19 protein-coding genes are annotated in these 20,540 nt (G+C 58.8%); 11 read left to right on the top strand and 8 right to left on the bottom strand.

The features are described 5' to 3' along the window. Positions 1–13: 13 nt before the first annotated feature. From KGA85_RS11590 to dksA, 4 genes are all read right to left on the bottom strand, one after another. Positions 14–2,968 (bottom strand): sensor histidine kinase, encoded by a 2,955-nt coding sequence (locus KGA85_RS11590; RefSeq protein WP_223454866.1) that lies wholly within the window; start codon positions 2,966–2,968, stop codon positions 14–16. Next, on the bottom strand, positions 2,952–3,128 hold the full coding sequence (locus KGA85_RS11585) for a hypothetical protein (RefSeq protein WP_003176118.1): 177 nt from the start codon (positions 3,126–3,128) through the stop codon (positions 2,952–2,954). The genes KGA85_RS11590 and KGA85_RS11585 overlap by 17 nt, the downstream gene beginning before the upstream one ends. 78 nt (positions 3,129–3,206) lie before the next feature. Beyond that, complete coding sequence (gene gluQRS / locus KGA85_RS11580) at positions 3,207–4,097, bottom strand: tRNA glutamyl-Q(34) synthetase GluQRS (protein WP_223454868.1); 891 nt, start codon at positions 4,095–4,097, stop codon at positions 3,207–3,209. Positions 4,098–4,174: 77 nt separating this feature from the next. Beyond that, a complete protein-coding gene (dksA, locus tag KGA85_RS11575) occupies positions 4,175–4,615 on the bottom strand; it encodes an RNA polymerase-binding protein DksA (protein WP_007971100.1) in 441 nt (146 codons plus the stop codon). A 333-nt stretch (positions 4,616–4,948) separates the two neighbouring features. On the opposite strand from dksA, the gene KGA85_RS11570 reads away from it, so the two are divergent. Both KGA85_RS11570 and sfsA read left to right on the top strand, forming a co-directional pair. Further along, on the top strand, positions 4,949–6,121 hold the full coding sequence (locus tag KGA85_RS11570) for a pyridoxal phosphate-dependent aminotransferase (RefSeq protein WP_223446836.1): 1,173 nt from the start codon (positions 4,949–4,951) through the stop codon (positions 6,119–6,121). Continuing rightward, positions 6,121–6,834 carry a DNA/RNA nuclease SfsA gene (gene sfsA, locus KGA85_RS11565; protein ID WP_223454870.1) on the top strand — a complete coding sequence of 238 codons (714 nt, stop codon included), beginning with the start codon at positions 6,121–6,123 and terminating at the stop codon, positions 6,832–6,834. Before KGA85_RS11570 ends, sfsA begins: the two co-directional genes overlap by 1 nt. On the opposite strand, the gene KGA85_RS11560 is transcribed toward sfsA, so the two are convergent. From KGA85_RS11560 to KGA85_RS11545, 4 genes are all read right to left on the bottom strand, one after another. Beyond that, complete coding sequence (locus KGA85_RS11560) at positions 6,831–7,148, bottom strand: Rieske (2Fe-2S) protein (protein WP_223454871.1); 318 nt, start codon at positions 7,146–7,148, stop codon at positions 6,831–6,833. The genes sfsA and KGA85_RS11560 overlap by 4 nt on opposite strands. A gap of 453 nt (positions 7,149–7,601) precedes the next feature. Beyond that, the gene (locus KGA85_RS11555; protein ID WP_096515175.1) at positions 7,602–7,874 is read right to left on the bottom strand and encodes a TfoX/Sxy family protein; all 273 of its coding nucleotides are present in this window, start codon (positions 7,872–7,874) and stop codon (positions 7,602–7,604) included. A gap of 243 nt (positions 7,875–8,117) precedes the next feature. After that, on the bottom strand, positions 8,118–8,462 hold the full coding sequence (locus KGA85_RS11550; RefSeq protein WP_223454873.1) for a pentapeptide repeat-containing protein: 345 nt from the start codon (positions 8,460–8,462) through the stop codon (positions 8,118–8,120). A gap of 91 nt (positions 8,463–8,553) precedes the next feature. Then, a complete protein-coding gene (locus KGA85_RS11545) occupies positions 8,554–10,110 on the bottom strand; it encodes an AAA family ATPase (protein ID WP_223454875.1) in 1,557 nt (518 codons plus the stop codon). Between the two features lie 116 nt (positions 10,111–10,226). Between KGA85_RS11545 and mrcB the strand changes: the two genes are divergently transcribed. The 9 genes from mrcB to msrQ all read left to right on the top strand — a co-directional run bounded on the left by mrcB (position 10,227) and on the right by msrQ (position 20,100). Beyond that, positions 10,227–12,545: a penicillin-binding protein 1B gene (gene mrcB, locus KGA85_RS11540; RefSeq protein WP_223454877.1), complete on the top strand. Its 2,319-nt coding sequence runs from the start codon at positions 10,227–10,229 to the stop codon at positions 12,543–12,545. Positions 12,546–12,561: 16 nt separating this feature from the next. Then, a complete protein-coding gene (locus KGA85_RS11535; protein WP_223454879.1) occupies positions 12,562–13,299 on the top strand; it encodes a tetratricopeptide repeat protein in 738 nt (245 codons plus the stop codon). Next, the gene (locus KGA85_RS11530; protein ID WP_223454881.1) at positions 13,299–13,634 is read left to right on the top strand and encodes a YqcC family protein; all 336 of its coding nucleotides are present in this window, start codon (positions 13,299–13,301) and stop codon (positions 13,632–13,634) included. The genes KGA85_RS11535 and KGA85_RS11530 overlap by 1 nt, the downstream gene beginning before the upstream one ends. A gap of 483 nt (positions 13,635–14,117) precedes the next feature. Then, entirely contained in the window at positions 14,118–15,842 is a 1,725-nt protein-coding gene (locus KGA85_RS11525; protein ID WP_223454883.1) for an acetolactate synthase 3 large subunit, read from the top strand. A 2-nt stretch (positions 15,843–15,844) separates the two neighbouring features. Beyond that, entirely contained in the window at positions 15,845–16,336 is a 492-nt protein-coding gene (ilvN, locus tag KGA85_RS11520; protein WP_003176102.1) for an acetolactate synthase small subunit, read from the top strand. A 45-nt stretch (positions 16,337–16,381) separates the two neighbouring features. Next, positions 16,382–17,398, top strand: coding sequence for a ketol-acid reductoisomerase (ilvC, locus tag KGA85_RS11515; RefSeq protein ID WP_003228216.1), 1,017 nt, complete (start codon positions 16,382–16,384; stop codon positions 17,396–17,398). 143 nt (positions 17,399–17,541) lie between these two features. Further along, positions 17,542–18,396, top strand: coding sequence for a CDP-diacylglycerol--serine O-phosphatidyltransferase (pssA, locus tag KGA85_RS11510; protein WP_223454885.1), 855 nt, complete (start codon positions 17,542–17,544; stop codon positions 18,394–18,396). Positions 18,397–18,454: 58 nt separating this feature from the next. Continuing rightward, on the top strand, positions 18,455–19,468 hold the full coding sequence (msrP, locus tag KGA85_RS11505; protein WP_223454887.1) for a protein-methionine-sulfoxide reductase catalytic subunit MsrP: 1,014 nt from the start codon (positions 18,455–18,457) through the stop codon (positions 19,466–19,468). Next, the gene (msrQ, locus tag KGA85_RS11500; protein WP_223454888.1) at positions 19,468–20,100 is read left to right on the top strand and encodes a protein-methionine-sulfoxide reductase heme-binding subunit MsrQ; all 633 of its coding nucleotides are present in this window, start codon (positions 19,468–19,470) and stop codon (positions 20,098–20,100) included. Before msrP ends, msrQ begins: the two co-directional genes overlap by 1 nt. Positions 20,101–20,540: the final 440 nt, after the last annotated feature.

Below are 20,540 nucleotides of genomic sequence, written 5' to 3'. Positions count from 1 at the left end.
ACTCTCGACGGTCTCAGTTCACAGCGGACGTCGCTTCGACATGACGCGGCAAGGTAACCCTGATTCGGGTGCCGCGTTGGCTTTGAACATCAGCCGGGCTGTCGATGGTGATTTGTCCATAATGCTCTTCAACGATGGAATAGACCAGTGCAAGGCCCAGACCGGTGCCTTCGCCAGGGTCCTTGGTGGTGAAGAAAGGTTCGAACAATCGGTCCATGATGCTCGACGGAATACCGCTGCCTTCGTCTTCCACGATCAGATCGACCGTGTGTTCGCCGGCTTCGCTCTTGACCCGTACCGCACTGCCGGGAGGCGAGGCGTCACGGGCGTTTGAAAGCAGGTTGATCAATACCTGGGCCAGCCGTTGCGGGTCGCCTTCGACCCAGTGTTCGGGGTCGCACAGGTTGTAGAACTGCACTTCGAAATTGCGTCGGTTCAGGGCCAGCAGGCCGATGGCATCCTGAGCCACTTCGGCCAGACAGACGGGCTCGTCGCTGTGCTGATGGCTGCCGGCATGGGCAAAGCTCATCAGTGACTGGACGATGCGCGACACGCGTTTGGTCTGCTCGAGGATCTGGCCGCTGATTTCCTTCAGCTCGCCGTCTTCTTCACGTTCTTCGCGCAGGTTCTGCGCCAGACACGCGATACCGGTGATCGGGTTGCCGATTTCATGGGCTACGCCGGCCGCCAGTCGACCGATGCTGGCCAGACGCTCGGAGTGCACCAGTTTGTCCTCGAGCATCTGGGTTTCGGTCAAGTCTTCCACCAGCAACACCAGGCCACTGTTGCCCGGCGCGAGGGGTTCGTCGATCGCCGCTTTGTGCAGGTTCAGCCAGCGTGTCTGGCCGTCGAGGGCCAGGTGCTGTTTGTGCAAGTGTTCGTCCGGCAGATTGATGAAGCCTTGCAGCAGTTCTTTCCATGGGTCGGCAATGGTGCTCAGGCGCGAACCGACCACGCGCTGCGCGGCGATGCCGGTGAGTTCCTCCATGGCCTTGTTCCACATGAGGATTTCCTGATCCTTGGCCAGCGAGCAAACGCCCATCGGCAATTCCTGCAGGGTCTGGCGGTGATAGCGGCGCAAGGCATCGAGTTCGGCGGCCAGGCCGGTCAGGCGCGAGTGGTAATCCTCGAGGCGGCTTTCGATGAAGTGAATGTCTTCGGTGACGTAGTTTTCGCCGCCGGCCTTGTACGGCAGGAACGTCTCGACCATGTCCTGGGCCACGCTTGGGCCCATCAGGCCAGAGAGGTTGGCCTCGATGCGGTCACGCAAGCGGCGCAGGGCATAGGGTCGGCGTTCGTCGAAAGGCAGATAGAGGTCGCGCAGTGCCTGTTCAACTTCTTTCTGCGCCGCTTTTGCACCCAGTGGCTTGGCCAGTTGCGTGGCGAACTCCTGGGGCGAGGCGGCGTGCAGTTCCCGGCGTTGCGGACGGCGCACGTTGTCCACGGCGCAGGCTTCGGCGGCGCTCGCCTCTTCGGTGCTGGCGTTGGTGAACAGCGAGATCAGGGTGAACATCAGCACGTTGGCCGCCAGCGAGGCAATCGCCGCCATGTGCCAACTGGTGTCGTCCAGCACGTAGATCATGTTCAGCAGCGGAATGTAGAAGCCCTGCAGATTGCCGACCAGTGGTAACAGCATGGTCACCAGCCACACCAGGATCCCCGCCAGCAAGCCGGCGATGAAGCCGCGACGGTTGGCGGTCGGCCAATACAGGACCGAGAGCACGCCCGGCAGGAACTGCAACGTGGCGACGAAAGCGACAATGCCGAGGTTGGCCAGGTCCTGCTCGGCACCGAGCATCAGGTAGAAGCCGTAGCCGGCCATGATGATCGCGACGATCAGCGCCCGGCGGGTCCACTTCAGCCAGCGGTAGATGTTGCCTTCGGCCGGTGGTTGATACAGCGGCAGCACCAGGTGGTTCAAGGCCATCCCGGACAGCGCCAGCGTGGTGACGATGATCAGGCCACTGGCGGCGGACAGCCCGCCGACATAGGCCAGCAACGCCAAAGCCTTGTTGTTGGCGGCGATGCCGATGCCCAGGGTGAAGTATTCCGGATTGGTGGTGGCGCCCAGTTTCAGGCCGGCCCAGAGAATCAGCGGCACCGCCAGGCTCATCAGCAACAGGAACAGCGGCAGGCCCCAGCTCGCACTGACCAGCGAGCGCGGGTTGAGGTTCTCGGTAAAGGTCATGTGATACATGTGCGGCATCACGATCGCCGAGGCGAAGAACACCAGCAACAGCGTACGCCACGGGCCTTCCTGCAAAGGCGTGTGCAGGGCGGCGAGCGCGGTCTGGTTTTGCAGCAGCCACAGCTCAAGCTGTTGCGGGCCGTCGAACACACCGTAAAGCGCATACAGCCCGACACCGCCGAGGGCGATCAGCTTGATCACCGACTCGAAGGCAATCGCGAACACCAGGCCTTCATGCTTTTCGCGGGTGGCGATGTGGCGGGAGCCGAAGAAAATCGTGAACAGCGTAATCAGTGCGCAGAAGCTCAGGGCCACGCGATGCTGTACCGGCTCGCGGGTGAGGATACCGATGGAGTCGGCGACCGCCTGAATCTGCAAGGCCAACAACGGCAATACGCCAACCAGCATGAAAATCGTGGTCAGCGCACCGGCCCAGGTGCTGCGGAAGCGGAAGGCAAACAGGTCCGCCAACGACGACAGTTGATAAGTGCGGGTGATCTTCAGGATCGGATAGAGCAGCACCGGCGCCAGCAGAAATGCCCCGGAAACGCCCAGGTAGCTGGACAGAAAACCATAGCCGTATTGATAGGCCAGGCCCACGGTGCCGTAAAACGCCCAGGCACTGGCGTAGACGCCCAGTGACAGGGTGTAAGTCAGCGGGTGGCGAATGATCGCCCGGGGGATCATGCCCCGTTCACTGATCCAAGCCACACCGAACAGCACCGCCAGGTACGCGGCGCTGATCAGGATCATCTGGGTCAGGCTAAAGCTCATCGGCATCTTTTTGGCTCTGCAGGATGAAGGTCACGACGATCAGAATCAGCCAGAGCAAATATGGGCGATACCAGGCGCCAGTGGCGTCGATCCACCAATCCATGATGGCCGGGGAAAACAGGTAAATCCCCACTACCAAAAGCAGGACCAAGCGATAGATGTACATCCCGGCCTCTCTTTTTTTATGCGCGTGCCCGAAAACGTGCGGCGATGGTAACGGATGGGCGCGCCACTGCAAGTGCGATCACAATAGCTGTGCCTCGGGCAGGCTCAGTGTGCGCGGGATCAACGAGGCATCCCAGTGGGCAATGCCCCAATTCAGCACTTCCCGTGGCGTGGCGTACGTCAGTTCGGCTCCAGGGTTCTGTCCCAGCGCCCGTAGCGCCCGCAGCAGCAGGGGCGTTGCCTGATCCTCGGTCAACGGCGGCGAACGGTAGGATTTACCGAGTTTGTTGCCATCCGGCTGGGTAATCAGCGGGATATGCAGATAACGCGGTTGAGGCAGGCCGAGCAGTTCTTGCAGGTAAAGCTGGCGGGGCGTGGAATCCAGCAGGTCGGCACCCCGAACGATATCGGTGATGCCCTGCCAGGCATCGTCCAGGACCACGGCCAATTGATAGGCGTAGAGCCCGTCGCGGCGGCGGATCACGAAGTCGCCGACTTCCCGACCCAGATGTTGGCGGTATTGGCCCTGCACCCGGTCGATGAAGTGGTATTCCAGTTCCGGTACGCGCAGGCGGATGGCCGCATCGTCAGTGCCATGGCCGGCATTGCGGCACAGCCCCGGATAAATCCCGTGATACGGTTCCAGCTGTTTGCGCGAGCAGGTGCAGGCGTAGGCCAGGCCGTGATTGAACAGGCGATTGAGCACCTCGGCGTAGGCATCGTGCCGCTCGCTTTGGCGAACCAGGTCGCCATCCCACTCGAAGCCATAGCTTTCCAGTGCCTTGAGAATGGCCGCCTGGGCGCCGGGTTCCTCGCGGGGCGGATCAAGGTCTTCCATGCGCATCAGCCAGCGTCCGCCCACCGAGCGCGCGTCAAGGTAGGAGGCCAGTGCGGCGACCAGCGAGCCGAAATGCAGATGGCCGCTAGGGGTGGGGGCGAAGCGCCCGATGTAGGGGGTGTTGGCGGTCATGAATGCATTTAAAGCCAAAAAAACATCAGAAACAAAAACGGAGCGTTCGCACGCTCCGTTCTTCGTTCAAGTCGCAATTATTTGCCGACTTGCTTTTCCTTGATTTCTGCCAGGGTCTTGCAGTCGATGCACAGGTCGGCGGTAGGACGCGCTTCGAGGCGCTTGACGCCAATTTCGATGCCGCAGGATTCACACCAGCCGTACTCTTCGTCTTCGATCAGTTGAAGTGTCTTGTCGATCTTCTTGATCAACTTGCGTTCACGATCGCGGGCACGCAGTTCGAGGGCGAATTCCTCTTCCTGGCTGGCACGGTCTGCCGGATCAGGAAAGTTGGCCGCTTCGTCCTTCATGTGGTCCACGGTCTTGTCGACACCTTCCATCAGCTCTTTCTTCCACTGATTCAGGACCTTGGTGAAGTGCTTGCGCATGGGCTCGCCCATGTACTCTTCGCCGGCTTTCTGAACATAGGGCTCGAAGCCGCTGATCGCCTGGTTTTGCTGCTTTGCTTGGGTGGACATGAAATAGACCGCCTCTACTCTTGTAATCCATCTGCGCAGGATTGCTCCATCACCGGCACCTGCCGGCCCTGCGGCTGCAAGCGGGCGAACTTACCAGATCAACTCGGGCCGCGCTACTCCCGGATGTCGAGCTCGCGGCACATGGTGCTTGCAAATGATGACAAACCGTTGTCTGGTGGCTCTGGAGCCCTGCTCAATTATTGATTTTAGTCAAACCTTGCGCGCACGCTTGAGTCGTTTGTGATCGGGGTTACAAGGCCTCTGACCGCTTTAGGTTCTCGCTCGTTCCTGCGCTTGGGTAGAATCGGTTTTTTTTCCGTTGAAGGAAGGCTAATGGCTCAGCCCTACAGTGCCCGCAGTCGCGCGATCGAACCTTTTCATGTCATGGCGCTGTTGGCGCGGGCCAATGAATTGCAGGCGGCCGGCCACGATGTGATTCACCTGGAAATCGGCGAGCCGGACTTCACCACCGCCGAACCGATCATCCAGGCCGGTCAGGCTGCGCTGACAGCGGGGAAAACCCGTTACACCGCCGCGCGCGGCATTCCGGAGCTGCGTGAGGCCATTTCGGGCTTTTATCAGCAGCGTTATGGTTTGAACATCGACCCGCGGCGCATCCTCATCACGCCTGGCGGCTCCGGCGCGTTGCTGCTGGCCAGCGCTTTGTTGGTCGACCCCGGTAAACACTGGCTGCTGGCGGACCCGGGCTACCCGTGTAACCGGCACTTCCTAAGGCTGGTGGAAGGCGCGGCACAACTGGTGCCGGTCGGTCCGGATGTGCGTTATCAATTGACGCCGGGTCTGATCGAGCGTCATTGGGACCACGACAGCGTCGGCGCATTGGTGGCGTCGCCAGCCAATCCCACCGGCACGATCCTGACCCGCGACGAGCTGGCGAAGCTGTCTGTCGCGATCAAGGAGCGCCACGGTCATCTGGTGGTCGACGAGATTTATCACGGCCTGACCTACGGCACCGATGCGGCCAGCGTGCTGGAAGTCGACGACAGTGCATTCGTTCTGAACAGTTTTTCGAAGTATTTCGGGATGACCGGTTGGCGGCTCGGATGGCTGGTGGCCCCCGACGCAGCCGTCGGTGAGCTGGAAAAGCTCGCCCAGAATCTCTACATCAGTGCTCCAAGCATGGCACAGCACGCTGCACTGGCCTGTTTCGAGCCGGCAACCATCAGCATTCTCGAAGAGCGTCGCGCCGAATTTGGCCGGCGTCGGGATTACCTGCTGCCGGCCTTGCGTGAATTGGGCTTCGGCATTGCCGTGGAGCCGGAAGGGGCGTTCTACTTGTACGCCGATATCAGCAAGTTCGGCGGCGATGCCTTCGCGTTCTGTAAGCATTTTCTCGAAACCGAACATGTGGCATTCACCCCGGGGCTGGATTTCGGGCGTTATCAGGCCGGGCATCATGTGCGGTTCGCCTATACGCAAAATCTCGAGCGTTTGCAGGAGGCGGTCGAGCGCATTGCCCGTGGGTTGCGGAGCTGGCAAGGCTGATGCGTTTTCATCCTCCCCTCGAAGAAGGGCGCCTGATCCGACGTTACAAGCGTTTTCTCGCCGATATCGAAACCGTTGGCGGCGAATTGCTGACCATCCACTGCCCGAACACAGGCTCGATGCTCAATTGTCAGGTCGAAGGCGGGCAGGTCTGGTTCAGTCGCTCCAACGACCCGAAACGCAAGTTGCCCGGCACCTGGGAGATCGGTGAAACCCCGCAAGGGCGGCTGTTTTGCGTGAACACCGCCCGGGCCAATGGTTTGATCGAAGAGGCGTTGCTGGCGGGCGTCATCTCCGAACTGAACGGTTTTACCGGGCTCAAGCGCGAAGTAGCTTATGGTCAGGAAAACAGTCGTATCGATTTCCGCCTTGATTATCCCGACGGGCCGGCCTACGTCGAAGTCAAAAGCGTGACCTTGGGCTTCGACGGTACGGCGGTGGCGGCGTTTCCCGATGCAGTCACCCAACGTGGCGCCAAGCATCTGCGGGAGCTGGCGCACTTGGCCAGGGACGGTATTCGCGCGGTGCAGTTGTACTGTGTTTGCCTGGCCGACATCGAGGCCGTGCGCCCGGCGCAGGAAATCGATCCGGCTTATGCGCAGGCCTTGCGTGAGGCTATCGCCTGCGGGGTCGAGGTATTGGCTTACGGTGTGCGGTTGAACCACGAAGAAATGCTGGTCGACCGGCGTCTGGACGTGTTGCCGGGTGGCTAAAGGCTGATCCAGATCCCTTGTTCATCCTCGCGGCAGGCCACGCTGGTCAAGGCTTGCCCCGCGCAAGGGCCGGCGACGCATTCGCCGTCTTCGATCAGGAACAGTGCGCCATGGGTGGCGCACTCGATCAGGCTGTTGCTGGGGTCGAGAAACTGGTCGGGATGCCACTCCAGGGCAACGCCCCGGTGCGGGCAGCGATTGATGTAGACATAAACCTGCCCGCTACGGCGCACCGCAAAAAACTTTTGGCCATCGATGTCGAACCCGCGGCTGCTGTCATTGACCAGCTCGGCACCTGCGCAAAGCAACTTCATGTCTATCCTCGGTCCCGCGGCTTGCAATTATCAATTGGCCGTCTTGCCCGCCGGGGGACAAGTGCCTGGCGTCGAGGATACTTGGCCTGATCATTCGATGCCCGGGAAACCTTCAAAGAAAGCTGTTTATGCGCCTGACCACCCGCGTCAGCGTGATCTGCATGGAGCATCCATCGCCGCATCCTGCCAGTACTTTTCCAAAGGCAAAAAAAGACCCGGCAAGAGCCGGGTCAAATAACCGTGATTAGCCTGATGAGGAGATAATCCGAGAGTCCGAACCAAGGGCTTTTCAGAATATCGACCAGTCTCGCGACCAGTTGTGATAATCATATCGATTCTCATTACCAAGTCAACCGCTGTTTTTTTGATTTCTTTGCGATTCGCTGGATTTGCGTCTGCAGACCCCGTAATCATTAGGTTTCAGGTTGAAAACTTTCAGAAGTATTTGCCGGATCAAATCTTGTGGCGTGAAGAGATGGCTTCCAGTTGTTTGTTCAACGCTTCCTTGCGCTCGGCAGGAATGTCGTTCCAGTGAACGTCCATCAGGGCGCCTTCAATTGCGTACAACAACACCTTGGACGCCCGAAAACCGCGCGTGCGCACGGCCCGATAAGCATCCACCGCCCCGAGGCGACGCAAGTCCGAAGCGCTATGGATGCCCACGGCATGCAGCCATTGCGCTGACGTCTTGCCAAGATTCTTCAGGTGTTGCAGTTCATCATTCATCAAGCCTCCTTGCGATGGCCGAATGGAGAGCGTGGGCAATCTTCTGAGGAGTGTAGCCATCAGTAGGAAAAGCGTGATTGTTTGCTCGTTTTCGACGCAAATGCTTCTAAGAAACGAGTATTGGCAGAGCGTGAAAAGTCCGCGAACGCGGTAGGAAGAGGCGGGGAAGAATCAGGAATTACGGCTGAACATTCCCGCAGTCCAGCGCAACGGGGCGCTGGACGTGTCAGTCACCGATGTCGATCAGCGGGTGCGATAGCGCAATCGCGTGCCGAAGTTCATCGACATCAGGATTTCGTCGGCGCTGAGTTCCACCGGAAAGTAGGCGCCGGAAATTTGCGCGTGGGCCAGGCTCGCGCCTTCCAGGTTCGCTTTACTGAAATCAATGCCGCGCAAGTCGGCGGAGCGGAAGTAGGCGTCGCTGAAATCCACGCCATCTGCATTCAGCTCGCGCAGGTCCAGCCCCCGGAAATCTCCACCCACCATGTCGATGGGGCCATCCTTGGGGCGTTCACTGTTGAAGCCTCTGATGTCGTCTTTGTGCAGCAGGGCATAAAGCGGTGTGTCGAGAAGTTTAGGCTGGCTCATGTCGCATCACCTGATGGTTTTATGGCGCCATTATAGTGCCACTATTTGACGGTCGTGAAGCCAGCGCGGGCCTCACGACCGAAATAGTTTCTTACAGGCCTGGCAGGCGCTGGCGAATCTGTTCCACAACGGTATCGAGCGTCCCGCTTTCATTGGTCTGGACACGCTTGCTGCAGAGGATTTCCGCGGGTGTCAGCGCTTCACGGCTGGCTTGCTGGGCTGCGATAACAGCCAGGGTGGCATCGGACGGGTCTTTCTTGTCTGCCTGGCGCATGGCCAGCCAGCTTTCGATCACGGCCTGTGGCGCATTGCAGTCGAGGATCAGGAAGGGTGCGCCCGTGGCCTCGGCCACCTTTGCGGCACTGTCACGCTGATCACGCTTGAGGTAAGTGGCGTCGACCACCACCGGGAAGCCCGCACGCAGAATGACGTCGGCGATTTCATGCAGGCGGGCATAGGTCGCGATGCTGGCGTCGGCGCTATAGATGCCGGCCTGTACATCATTCTCGACGGTTTGCTCGCCGAACAGGCGCTTGCGCTCGACATCGGAGCGCAGGCGAATTGCGCCCAGGGCTTCGACCAGGCGCATGGCGACATGGCTCTTGCCGACGGCGGAAACGCCGCTGGTAATGGCCATAAAGCGCGAAGGAATGGTGCTGTAGCTTTCCGCCAGGTTGGCGTAGTTGCGGTACTGGCGCAGGGTTGTGGCGCGTTGCACCGCAGTGGCGTCGGCCGGCATGCTGAACAGGGCAACCTTGGCGCGAACCAGTGCGCGGTAGGCTTTATAGAAGTTCAGCAGTTCGAGGCCGCGATAGTCACCGGTCAGCTCCAGGTACTGGCTGATGAAGCGACGCGCCAGGCACTTCAGGCCGCGATCTTCCAAGTCCATCGCCAGGAAGCCGGTGTCGGCATAAACGTCGGTAAAGCGAAACGGTTCATTGAATTCGATGCAGTCGAAGATCACGACCTTGCTGTCGATCACGGTTGCGTTGCCCAAGTGGATATCACCGTGGCATTCACGAATGAAGCCTTCGGCCTTGCGCTGGGCGAACAGCGGTTTGAGGCGCTCGAAGCTGCTTTCGGCCCAGGCTTGCAGGGCGTCGAGTTGCAGCAGGTCGGCTTTGTCGCTGAGGAATGGACGGATCTGTTCGAAGTTCTGTCGCACCGGCGCCATGACGCTGTCCGGTGTGCCGGCTTCGTGCCCGGCTGGCACTTTCGGTGCGCTGAGGTGGAAGCGGGCGATTCGCTCGGCCATCTCGTCGATGTGCGCGGTGGTCAGTTCGCCATTGGCTTGAAGGGTGCTGAGCAAGCCGTTTTGCGGGAACTGGCGCATCTTCAGTACGTATTCGATGGCCGGGCCTTCGCCACCCAGTTGCGGAGCCTCGGCGCTGCCGGTGACGGGCAGCACTTCGAGGTACAAATCGTCGGTCAGGCGCTGGTTCAGGCGCAGTTCTTCAGCGCAAAAGTGTTCGCGAGCCTCAAGGCTGGTGAAGTCGAGAAAACCGAAATTGACCGGCTTCTTCACTTTATAGGCATAGGGGCCGGTGAGCAGTACCCAGGAAATATGGGTCTCGATGACCTGGAATCCCTCTACAGGATGCGGGTAGAGGGCAGGGTTTTGCAGGGCAGCGATCAGGGACTGGCTCACAGGCGATCCTTCAGAGACTGGGAAATTCAAGGCCGTCATTATGGCCGCAAGTCCGCTCGACGCAAACCTCGGAGCGCTCCTGTTGAGGATGAATAAAGTGCGTATAATCCGCCGCCATGACTCGTACTCGAACTCCCCGAACCCCAAAAAAACCACCCTCCAGGGGCCTGCGCCCGTGGCTGGGCTGGGCCATTAAACTCAGTCTGGTCGCCCTGGTAGTGCTGGCCGGATTCGCCGTTTACCTTGATGCAATCGTCCAGGAGAAGTTCTCCGGCAAGCGCTGGACCATCCCGGCCAAGGTTTACGCGCGCCCGCTCGAACTGTTCGTCGGACAGAAGCTGAGCCGGGATGATTTCCTGACTGAACTCGATGCCCTGGGCTATCGCCGTGAAAGCGTGGCTAACGGTCCGGGTGCGGCGTCGGTCAACGGCAATACCGTTGATCTGAACACCCGTGGCTTCCAGTTCTATGAAGGCATGGAGCAAGCGCAACCGGTGCGGGTGCGTTTCTCCGGAGATTACGTGGCCGAATTGGCGGGGGCAAAAGGCTCGAAACTGTCGGTGGTGCGCCTGGAGCCGCTGCTGATCGGCGGCCTGTACCCGAAAAACCTCGAAGACCGGATTCTGATCAAGATCGATCAGGTGCCGCCGTACCTGCTTGAAACGCTGGTGGCGGTAGAGGACCGCGATTTTTATCATCACTTTGGTGTTTCGCCGAAGTCGATCGCCCGTGCAGTCTGGGTCAACGGTTCGTCCGGACGCATGCGTCAGGGCGGCAGTACCCTGACTCAGCAGTTGGTCAAAAACTTCTACCTGACCAACGAGCGCAGCCTGAACCGCAAACTCACCGAAGCGATGATGGCGCTGCTGCTTGAACTGCATTACGACAAGCGCGAAATCCTTGAGGCTTACCTCAACGAAGTGTTCATCGGGCAGGACGGTCAGCGCGCGGTGCATGGTTTCGGTCTCGCCAGCCAGTTCTTCTTCAGTCAGCCGCTGGCCGAACTCAAGTTGCACCAGGTCGCACTGCTGGTGGGCATGGTCAAGGGACCTTCTGCCTATAACCCCCGTCGTTATCCGGAGCGTGCCCTCGAGCGGCGCAACCTGGTACTCGATGTGCTGCAGGAGCAGGGCGTTGCGACTGCCGAGCAGGTTGAGGCGGCGAAGAAAATGCCGCTGGGCGTGACCAAGCGCGGCAGTCTGGCGGACAGCTCGTTCCCCGGCTTCCTCGATCTGGTCAAACGCCAGTTGCGTGAAGACTATCGCGACGAAGACTTGACCGAAGAAGGTCTGCGGATCTTCACCAGTTTCGACCCGATCCTGCAGATGAAGGCTGAAGCCTCGGTCAACGACACCTTCAAGCGTCTGGCAGGACGCAAGGGTTCCGATGACGTCGAAGCGGCAATGGTCGTGACCAACCCGGAGACCGGGGAAGTGCAGGCCATGATTGGCAGTCGCCAGGCCAGTTTTGCCGGGTTCAACCGGGCGCTGGATGCGGTACGGCCGATCGGCTCGCTGATCAAGCCGGCGGTTTACCTGACCGCGCTGGAGAAACCCAGCCAGTACACACTGACCAGTTGGCTGTCGGACGAATCCTTCTCGGTCAAAGGCGCCGATGGTCAGGTCTGGAAGCCGCAGAACTATGATCGTCGTTCTCACGGTACGGTGTTCCTATATCAAGGCCTGGCGCATTCCTACAACCTGTCGACCGCGCGTCTCGGTTTGGCGGTTGGCGTGCCGAACGTCCTGAAGACGGTGGAGCGCCTGGGTGTGACCCGTGAATTCCCGGCCTTCCCGTCGATGTTGCTCGGCGCCGGCGGCATGACGCCAATCGAAGTGGCGACCATGTACCAGACCCTCGCCAACGGCGGCTTCAATACGCCGATGCGCGGGATTCGCAGCGTGCTGACTGCCGAGGGCGAGCCGCTCAAGCGTTATCCGTTCCAGATCCAGCAGCGTTTCGATCCGGCCTCCATTTACCTGATCCAGAGCGCCATGCAGCGGGTGATGCGTGAAGGTACCGGCAGCTCGGTCTATAACGTGCTGCCAAGGACCCTGACCCTGGCGGGCAAGACCGGTACCAGTAACGACTCGCGCGACAGCTGGTTTGCCGGTTTCAGTCAGGACTTGCTGGCGGTGGTCTGGCTGGGTCGCGACGACAACGGCAAGACGCCATTCACCGGCGCCACCGGGGCCCTGCAGGTATGGACCAGTTTCATGCGCAAGGCCGACCCGTTGCCGTTGGACATGCCGCAGCCGGACAATATCGTTCAGGCCTGGGTTGATTCGCGAACCGGGCAAGGTTCTGACGCCGGTTGCCCGAGTGCCGTACAGATGCCGTATATTCGCGGCAGCGAACCGCCTCCCGGCGCCGCTTGCGGTGGTGAAAACCCTGCCGAGTCGGTGATGGACTGGGTCAAGGGCTGGATGAATTAAGCAAAGAGGGTTTCAAGTGAACAAGTGGTTGATTCCAGCGGTTGCCGCCGTAGCTTTGCTCAGCGGTTGCTCTAGCGTACAACGTGGCTCGATTCCGGTTGTGGATTCCGGCACCGTCGTGTCCAACAGTGAGCGGATCTCGGCCAATGGCGGCTTCCGCCAGACGACCGTCAAGCGCCCTGCACAAGGCCAGTCGCGGACCCAGGCGATTCCGCAAGGCGACAGCGGTGTAGTGGTGATGGTGCCAGGCGCTGCAACGACTTCGACGCCGATCAGCACCACACCGATTACCCCGGGTCCGATCACGCCGGGGCCAATTGACACGTCGCCGGTCCAGTCGGCGCCGATCAATCAGGGCAGCTACAGCATGCCGTCGTCGCCAAGCGGGATTCCGTCGGCCAGTTCGGGTGGCCTGTCGGCGGACGAGCAACTGGACGGCCCGGTGTTGGCCTTGCTGACCACCGCTCAACAGCAACAGACGAGCGGTGATCTCAACGGTGCTTCCTCCAGTCTCGAACGCGCCCAACGCGTTGCACCGCGTGAGCCGCAGGTGCTTTACCGTCTGGCGCAGGTGCGCATGGCTCAAGGCGATGCGGCCCAGGCCGAGCAGTTCGCTCGCCGTGGGCTGACCTTTGCCAATGGCCGTCCAGCCCTCCAGGCCAACTTGTGGGAGCTGATTGCCCAGGCGCGTGAAAAGCAGAGTGATTCCCAAGGCGCAGCACTGGCTCGTCAGAAGGCCAAGGTAACGCTGTGATGGACGCGCGCTTTCTGAAAATCGCCGATCAACTGTTGTTGATCGAGCGCGAGTTGCGGGTGCAAGGGTGGTGGGATGAAGTCTCGCCCTCTGCTGAAGCGCTTGCCAGTGTCGAGCCGTTTTCGGTCGATACACTGGATTTCGAGCAATGGCTGCAGTGGATCTTCCTGCCACGCATGAAGATGATCCTTGAGCAGGATTTGCCGCTACCCAATGCTTCGGGCATTCAGGAAATGGCCGAAATGGTCTTTGCTGGACGCAATGTCCAAGGCAAGGATCGGCAGTTGCAGGTATTGCTCAAACAGTTTGATCAATTGATCACGGCGTCTCGCTGAGCCAGAAGCTGCCAGCGTCCGCTGGCAGTTGTTCACAATCTCTCTCTATTTTGTCGGCCGCTGCGGGGTAAGTGCATGCGCGTGCCAATTTTTTACTAAAAGTTGCGCAATCGAAGCTAACACAGGGCTGATTTACGGGTTTTTTCTTGCGTTCTCATGTGCTTAGTAGAATAAAGCACATAGACGGCTTGACTTGCGAAGGACGAAACAGAAGAATCCAAAGTCCGCTGTACAGGGACTGCCAGAAGCAGACCCTCTCAGCAGATCATGAGGCGCATATCCGCGTCGACCTGTTACACCCGCAACGCGTTACCTCGCGCTGGGTGGGAAAGCCCCGCAACACTTGGGACGATCCCAATACTTGCTCAGTCAGTGCTGACGTAGTCGGCGACCACCGTCGCTCATGCTCTGCCGAGAAGTAAACCTATTAAGACCCGTCCCATTTTTCGTGGGCGGTATTCTGGCGTTTTAGAGGTGAGCAACGTGGAGCTTTTATCTGGCGGTGAGATGCTCGTCCGCTTCTTGCGTGACGAAGGCGTCAAATATATCTACGGGTACCCGGGTGGTGCTCTTCTTCATGTTTACGATGCCCTGTTCAAAGAACCGGAAGTGACCCACATCCTGGTTCGTCACGAGCAAGCGGCTACCCATATGGCTGACGGCTACGCCCGTGCCACCGGTAAAGCTGGTGTAGTACTGGTGACTTCCGGTCCTGGCGCAACAAACGCCATCACCGGTATCGCCACCGCCTATATGGACTCCATTCCGATGGTGATCATTTCCGGCCAGGTGCCTAGCACCATGGTCGGCACCGATGCGTTCCAGGAAACCGACATGATCGGTATCTCCCGGCCGATCGTGAAGCACAGCTTCATGATCAAGCACGCGTCGGAAATCCCGGAAGTCATGAAGAAGGCGTTCTACCTGGCGCAATCCGGTCGTCCTGGCCCGGTCGTTGTCGATATCCCGAAAGACATGACCAACCCGGCCGAGAAGTTCGAATACGTCTTCCCGAAAAAAGCCAAGCTGCGTTCCTACAGCCCGGCTGTTCGCGGTCACTCCGGTCAAATCCGCAAGGCGGCAGAAATGCTCCTGGCGGCCAAGCGTCCTGTGTTGTATTCGGGCGGCGGCGTGATCCTCGGCGGTGGTTCCGCGCCACTGACCGAACTGGCGAAGATGCTCAATCTGCCAGTGACCAATACCCTGATGGGCCTCGGTGGCTACCCTGGCACCGACCGTCAGTTCATCGGCATGCTCGGCATGCACGGCAGCTACACCGCAAACCTGGCGATGCACCATGCTGACGTGATCCTCGCTGTCGGCGCACGTTTCGACGACCGTGTCATCAACGGCGCGTCGAAGTTCTGCCCGAATGCCAAGATCATTCACATCGACATCGACCCGGCTTCGATCTCCAAGACCATCAAGGCCGACGTGCCTATCGTGGGTCCGGTTGAGAGTGTCCTGACCGAAATGGTCGCGATCCTCAAGGAAATCGGCGAGACCCCGAACAAGGACTCCGTTGCCAGCTGGTGGAAGCAGGTTGACGAGTGGCGCGGTGATCGTGGCCTGTTCCCGTATGACAAGGGCGACGGCAGCAAGATCAAGCCTCAGACCGTGATCGAAACCCTGTGCGAAGTGACCAAGGGCGACGCCTTTGTGACCTCCGACGTGGGCCAGCACCAGATGTTTGCTGCGCAGTACTACAAGTTCAACAAGCCGAACCGCTGGATCAACTCCGGTGGCCTGGGCACCATGGGCTTCGGTTTCCCGGCGGCCATGGGCATTCAGTTGAGCTATCCGGATGCCGACGTTGCCTGTGTAACGGGCGAAGGCAGTATCCAGATGAACATCCAGGAACTGTCCACCTGTCTGCAATACGGTTTGCCGGTAAAAATCGTCATTCTGAACAACGGCGTTCTGGGTATGGTTCGTCAGTGGCAAGACATGAGCTATGGCAGTCGTCACTCGCACTCCTACATGGAGTCGTTGCCTGACTTCGTCAAGCTGGCTGAAGCCTATGGTCACGTTGGCGTGCGCATCACTGAATCGAAAGATTTGAAGTCGAAGATGGAAGAAGCGTTCGCCATGAAAGATCGCCTGGTGGTGATCGATATTTCGGTCGATACCAGCGAGCACGTTTACCCGATGCAGATCAAAGACGGCTCCATGCGCGATATGTGGCTGAGCAAGACGGAGCGTACCTAATCATGCGGCACATTATTTCCTTGCTTCTGGAAAACGAACCCGGCGCTCTGTCTCGTGTGGTTGGTCTGTTCTCGCAGCGCAACTACAACATCGAAAGCCTGACCGTGGCTCCGACCGAAGACCCGACCCTGTCGCGTCTGACGCTGACCACGGTCGGTCACGATGAAGTCATCGAGCAGATCACCAAGAACCTGAACAAGCTGATCGAAGTGGTAAAACTGGTCGACCTGTCGGAGAGTGCTCACATCGAGCGCGAACTGATGCTGGTCAAGGTCAAGGCCACCGGCGCCCAGCGTGCCGAGATCAAGCGCACTACCGATATTTACCGTGGACAGATCGTCGATGTCAGTGCCAGCGTGTATACCGTTCAATTGACCGGTACCAGCGACAAGCTCGACAGCTTCATTCAGTCCATTGGCACCGCCTCGATTCTGGAAACCGTCCGTAGTGGCGTGACCGGCATTGCCCGCGGCGACAAAGTACTCAGCATCTAAACCAAATTAGCGAACGGCCTGAACGGCCTGATATAGGGGAAATTCATGAAAGTTTTCTACGATAAAGACTGCGACCTGTCGATCATCCAGGGCAAGAAAGTTGCCATCATCGGTTACGGTTCCCAGGGTCACGCTCAAGCGTGCAACCTGAAAGACTCCGGCGTTGACGTAACTGTCGGCCTGCGTAAGGGTTCGGCTACCGTTGCCAAGGCTGAAGCCCACGGCCTGAAAGTGACCGACGTTGCTTCTGCTGTTGCAGCTGCCGACCTGGTCATGATCCTGACCCCGGACGAATTCCAGTCCTCCCTGTACAAGAACGAAATCGAGCCGAACATCAAGAAAGGCGCCACCCTGGCCTTCTCCCACGGCTTCGCGATCCACTACAACCAGGTTGTGCCGCGCGCTGACCTCGACGTGATCATGATCGCGCCGAAGGCTCCAGGCCACACCGTACGTTCCGAATTCGTGAAGGGCGGCGGTATCCCTGACCTGATCGCTATCTACCAGGACGCCTCGGGCAACGCCAAGAACGTTGCGCTGTCCTACGCTGCCGGCGTTGGCGGCGGTCGTACCGGCATCATCGAAACCACCTTCAAGGACGAGACTGAAACCGACCTGTTCGGCGAACAAGCCGTTCTGTGCGGCGGTACCGTTGAGCTGGTCAAGGCCGGTTTCGAAACTCTGGTTGAAGCTGGCTACGCGCCGGAAATGGCCTACTTCGAGTGCCTGCACGAACTGAAGCTGATCGTTGACCTCATGTACGAAGGCGGTATCGCCAACATGAACTACTCGATCTCCAACAACGCCGAATACGGCGAGTACGTGACCGGTCCGGAAGTAATCAACGCCGAATCCCGTCAGGCCATGCGCAACGCCCTGAAACGTATTCAGGACGGCGAATACGCCAAGATGTTCATCAGCGAAGGCGCTACCGGCTATCCTTCGATGACCGCCAAGCGTCGTAACAACGCCGCTCACGGCATCGAAATCATCGGCGAGCAACTGCGCTCCATGATGCCGTGGATCGGTGCCAACAAGATCGTCGACAAAGCTAAAAACTAAGTCACGCGCTTGTACGAAAAACGCGGCTTAGGCCGCGTTTTTTCGTTTGGGGAGCCGGTTCTGGTATAAAGCTGCATCGTTTGCGGCCGAACCGTCGTCCCAGACACCTGTCCAAACTTTCCACCCGTTGCAAGGTAATGTCCATGAGCGAACGCCCCGAAGAGCCAAACCAGGCTTCTGACGCCGAAAGCCTGCTGCCCATCGATGAACATGTCGAGGAAGGGCATGACGCTGAAGGTCGTAAAGTCCGGCATCGTGGTATCTATCTTCTGCCGAATCTGTTCACCACTGCGAACCTGTTCGCAGGGTTCTATTCCATCATCAACTCGATGAGCGCCCAGGCGGCCTTGAGTGCTGGTGACTCGGCCAATGCGAGCAAGTATTTCGCGTTCGCGGCCATCGCGATCTTCGTCGCTATGGTGCTCGATGGTCTTGATGGGCGTGTGGCCCGCATGACCAATACCCAGAGCGCCTTTGGTGCCGAGTACGACTCGCTGTCGGACATGGTTGCCTTTGGTGTTGCCCCGGCATTGCTGGCCTTCGGTTGGGCCTTGGGTGACATGGGCAAGGTTGGCTGGATGGTCGCCTTCATCTATGTGGCGGGCGCGGCATTGCGCCTTGCGCGCTTCAACACGCAGGTCGGCACCGCGGACAAGCGCTACTTCATCGGTCTGGCCAGTCCTGCCGCTGCAGGTGTGGTTGCAGGTATCGTCTGGGCGTTCAGCGACTACGGCATTCAGGGATCGAAGATGTCCTTCCTGGTTGCGCTGATGGTTGCGGCGGCCGGCATGCTGATGGTTAGCAACATCAAGTACAACAGCTTCAAGGAGCTGGACCTGAAGGGGCGAGTGCCTTTCGTGGCGATTCTCGCTGTGGTGCTGGTGTTCGCAGTGGTGTTCAGTGACCCTCCGCGCATCCTGCTGCTGGTGTTTCTCGCCTATGCAGCCTCCGGCCCGGTTCAATACCTGTTACGTCTTCGCCGTAACAAGGGCGCGTAATTTCCCTCATACTCCGCAGTCTATGGGTGCATCTGTCCTCCAAAGCTGCGGAGTAACCATGCTGATCAAAGTCTCCAGAACGTCCGACTGCCATGAGTCGGACGTCACGCCTGAATCCCTCTATCTTTCTCGACGCAAAGTGCTCGGCGCCACGGTTGCCGGCTTCGCTCTGGGCAGCCTGCCGCAATGGGCCAGCGCTGGCGATGCTGCGCGTTATCCGGATGTAGAGCCCGGCAAGGCGCCTGCCTGGTTCAGCGAAAAACTTCCGGCTACCCAGTGGGGCGCGGTCAGCGTCAAGGATGAGGCGATCACGCCGTTCAAGGATGCGACCCACTACAACAACTTCTACGAGTTCGGCACCGACAAAGGTGATCCGGCTGCCAATGCCGGCACGCTGAAGACGGAGCCGTGGTCGGTGGTGGTGGACGGGGAGGTGGGCAAGCCTGGGCGGTATGCGCTCGAAGACTTCATGAAACCGTATCAGCTGGAGGAGCGAATCTACCGTTTGCGCTGTGTGGAAGCCTGGTCGATGGTCATTCCCTGGATCGGTTTTCCCCTCTCGGCCTTGTTCAAGGAAGTCGAGCCGACCTCGAAAGCCAGATTCATCCGCTTCGAAACCCTGCAGGATCCTAAAAGCATGCCGGGTCAGCGCTCTGGTTTTGCCTTGATCGACTGGCCGTATATAGAAGGGCTGCGTCTGGATGAAGCGATGAACCCATTGGCGATTCTTGCGGTAGGCATGTACGGGCGTGAGTTGCCTAATCAAAACGGCGCACCGTTGCGTTTGGTGGTGCCCTGGAAATATGGCTTCAAGAGCATCAAGTCCATCGTGCGCATCAGTCTGGTCAGCGAGCAGCCGAAAACCACCTGGCAGAGCATTGCTGCGGATGAATATGGTTTTTATGCGAACGTGAATCCTACCGTTGATCATCCTCGCTGGACTCAGGCGCGTGAACGCCGCCTGCCCAGCGGCCTGTTCAAGCCCAATGTGCGCGACACGCAAATGTTCAACGGCTATTCAGAGGAAGTCGCCTCTCTATATACGGGGCTCGACCTGAGGAAGAACTACTGATGCGCTATCCGTTTTGGCGCATCGGTGTCTTTGTCGTGGTGTTGGTGTGGCCGCTGCTGTGGTTGTACCAGGCCTGGGAGGATGTCCTCGGGCCGGATCCAGGAAAGGTGCTGGTCGATCGATTGGGTTTGGGCGCGCTTGTTCTGCTGCTTATAACGTTGAGCATGATGCCTTTGCAGAAACTCACTGGTTGGGCGGGGTGGAATGCCGTGCGGCGACAGTTGGGGTTGTGGTGTTTTGCCTATGTGCTGCTCCACCTCAGTAGTTATTGCGCATTCATTCTTGGTTTTGACTGGTCGCAGCTGGGTGTCGAGTTACGCAAGCGGCCTTACATTATTGTCGGCGCGCTGGGCTTTCTTGGTTTGCTGGCATTGGCGGTGACTTCCAATCGATACAGTCAGCGGCGATTGGGTGTTCGCTGGAAGAAGTTGCATCGCCTGGCTTATGTAATTCTCGGGCTTGGATTACTGCATATGCTCTGGATTGTGCGTGCCGACCTGAAGGAGTGGGTGATCTATGCATCTATAGGTGCATTACTGTTAGTGCTGCGGCTACCGCCTTTGGCTCGTCGAATCCCGCGTTTAATGGCTAAAAAGGGCTCTTCCGCCAAAAAAGGCGTAAATAGTGGTTGACGGCAGATTCCAGGTGTCTATAATTCGCCCCACTTCCGGCGCAGTCGAAACGGAAAACTCCTTGGTAAACAAAGAGTTACGCAGTTTTCGGCAGCAGGTTGCTTCAGGTCATCGAAGCCAAAACGAAGTTGAAAAAGAGGTGTTGACAGCAGCGTGTAACGCTGTAGAATTCGCCTCCCGCTGACGAGAGATCTGAAGCGCAAGTGGTTGAAGTTACAAAGGAAACTTGGAAAACTTCTGAAAAATACCACTTGACAGCAAATGAGGCTGCTGTAGAATGCGCGCCTCGGTTGAGACGAAAGATCTTAACCAACCGCTCTTTAACAACTGAATCAAGCAATTCGTGTGGGTGCTTGTTGAGTCAGGCTGCTAGTCAACAGATTATCAGCATCACAAGTTACTCCGCGAGAAATCAAAGATGTAACCAACGATTGCTGAGC

The organism is Pseudomonas sp. GL-B-12, from assembly GCF_019955895.1.
GTDB lineage: Bacteria > Pseudomonadota > Gammaproteobacteria > Pseudomonadales > Pseudomonadaceae > Aquipseudomonas.
This window is presented reverse-complemented; position numbering and strand designations above follow the sequence as displayed.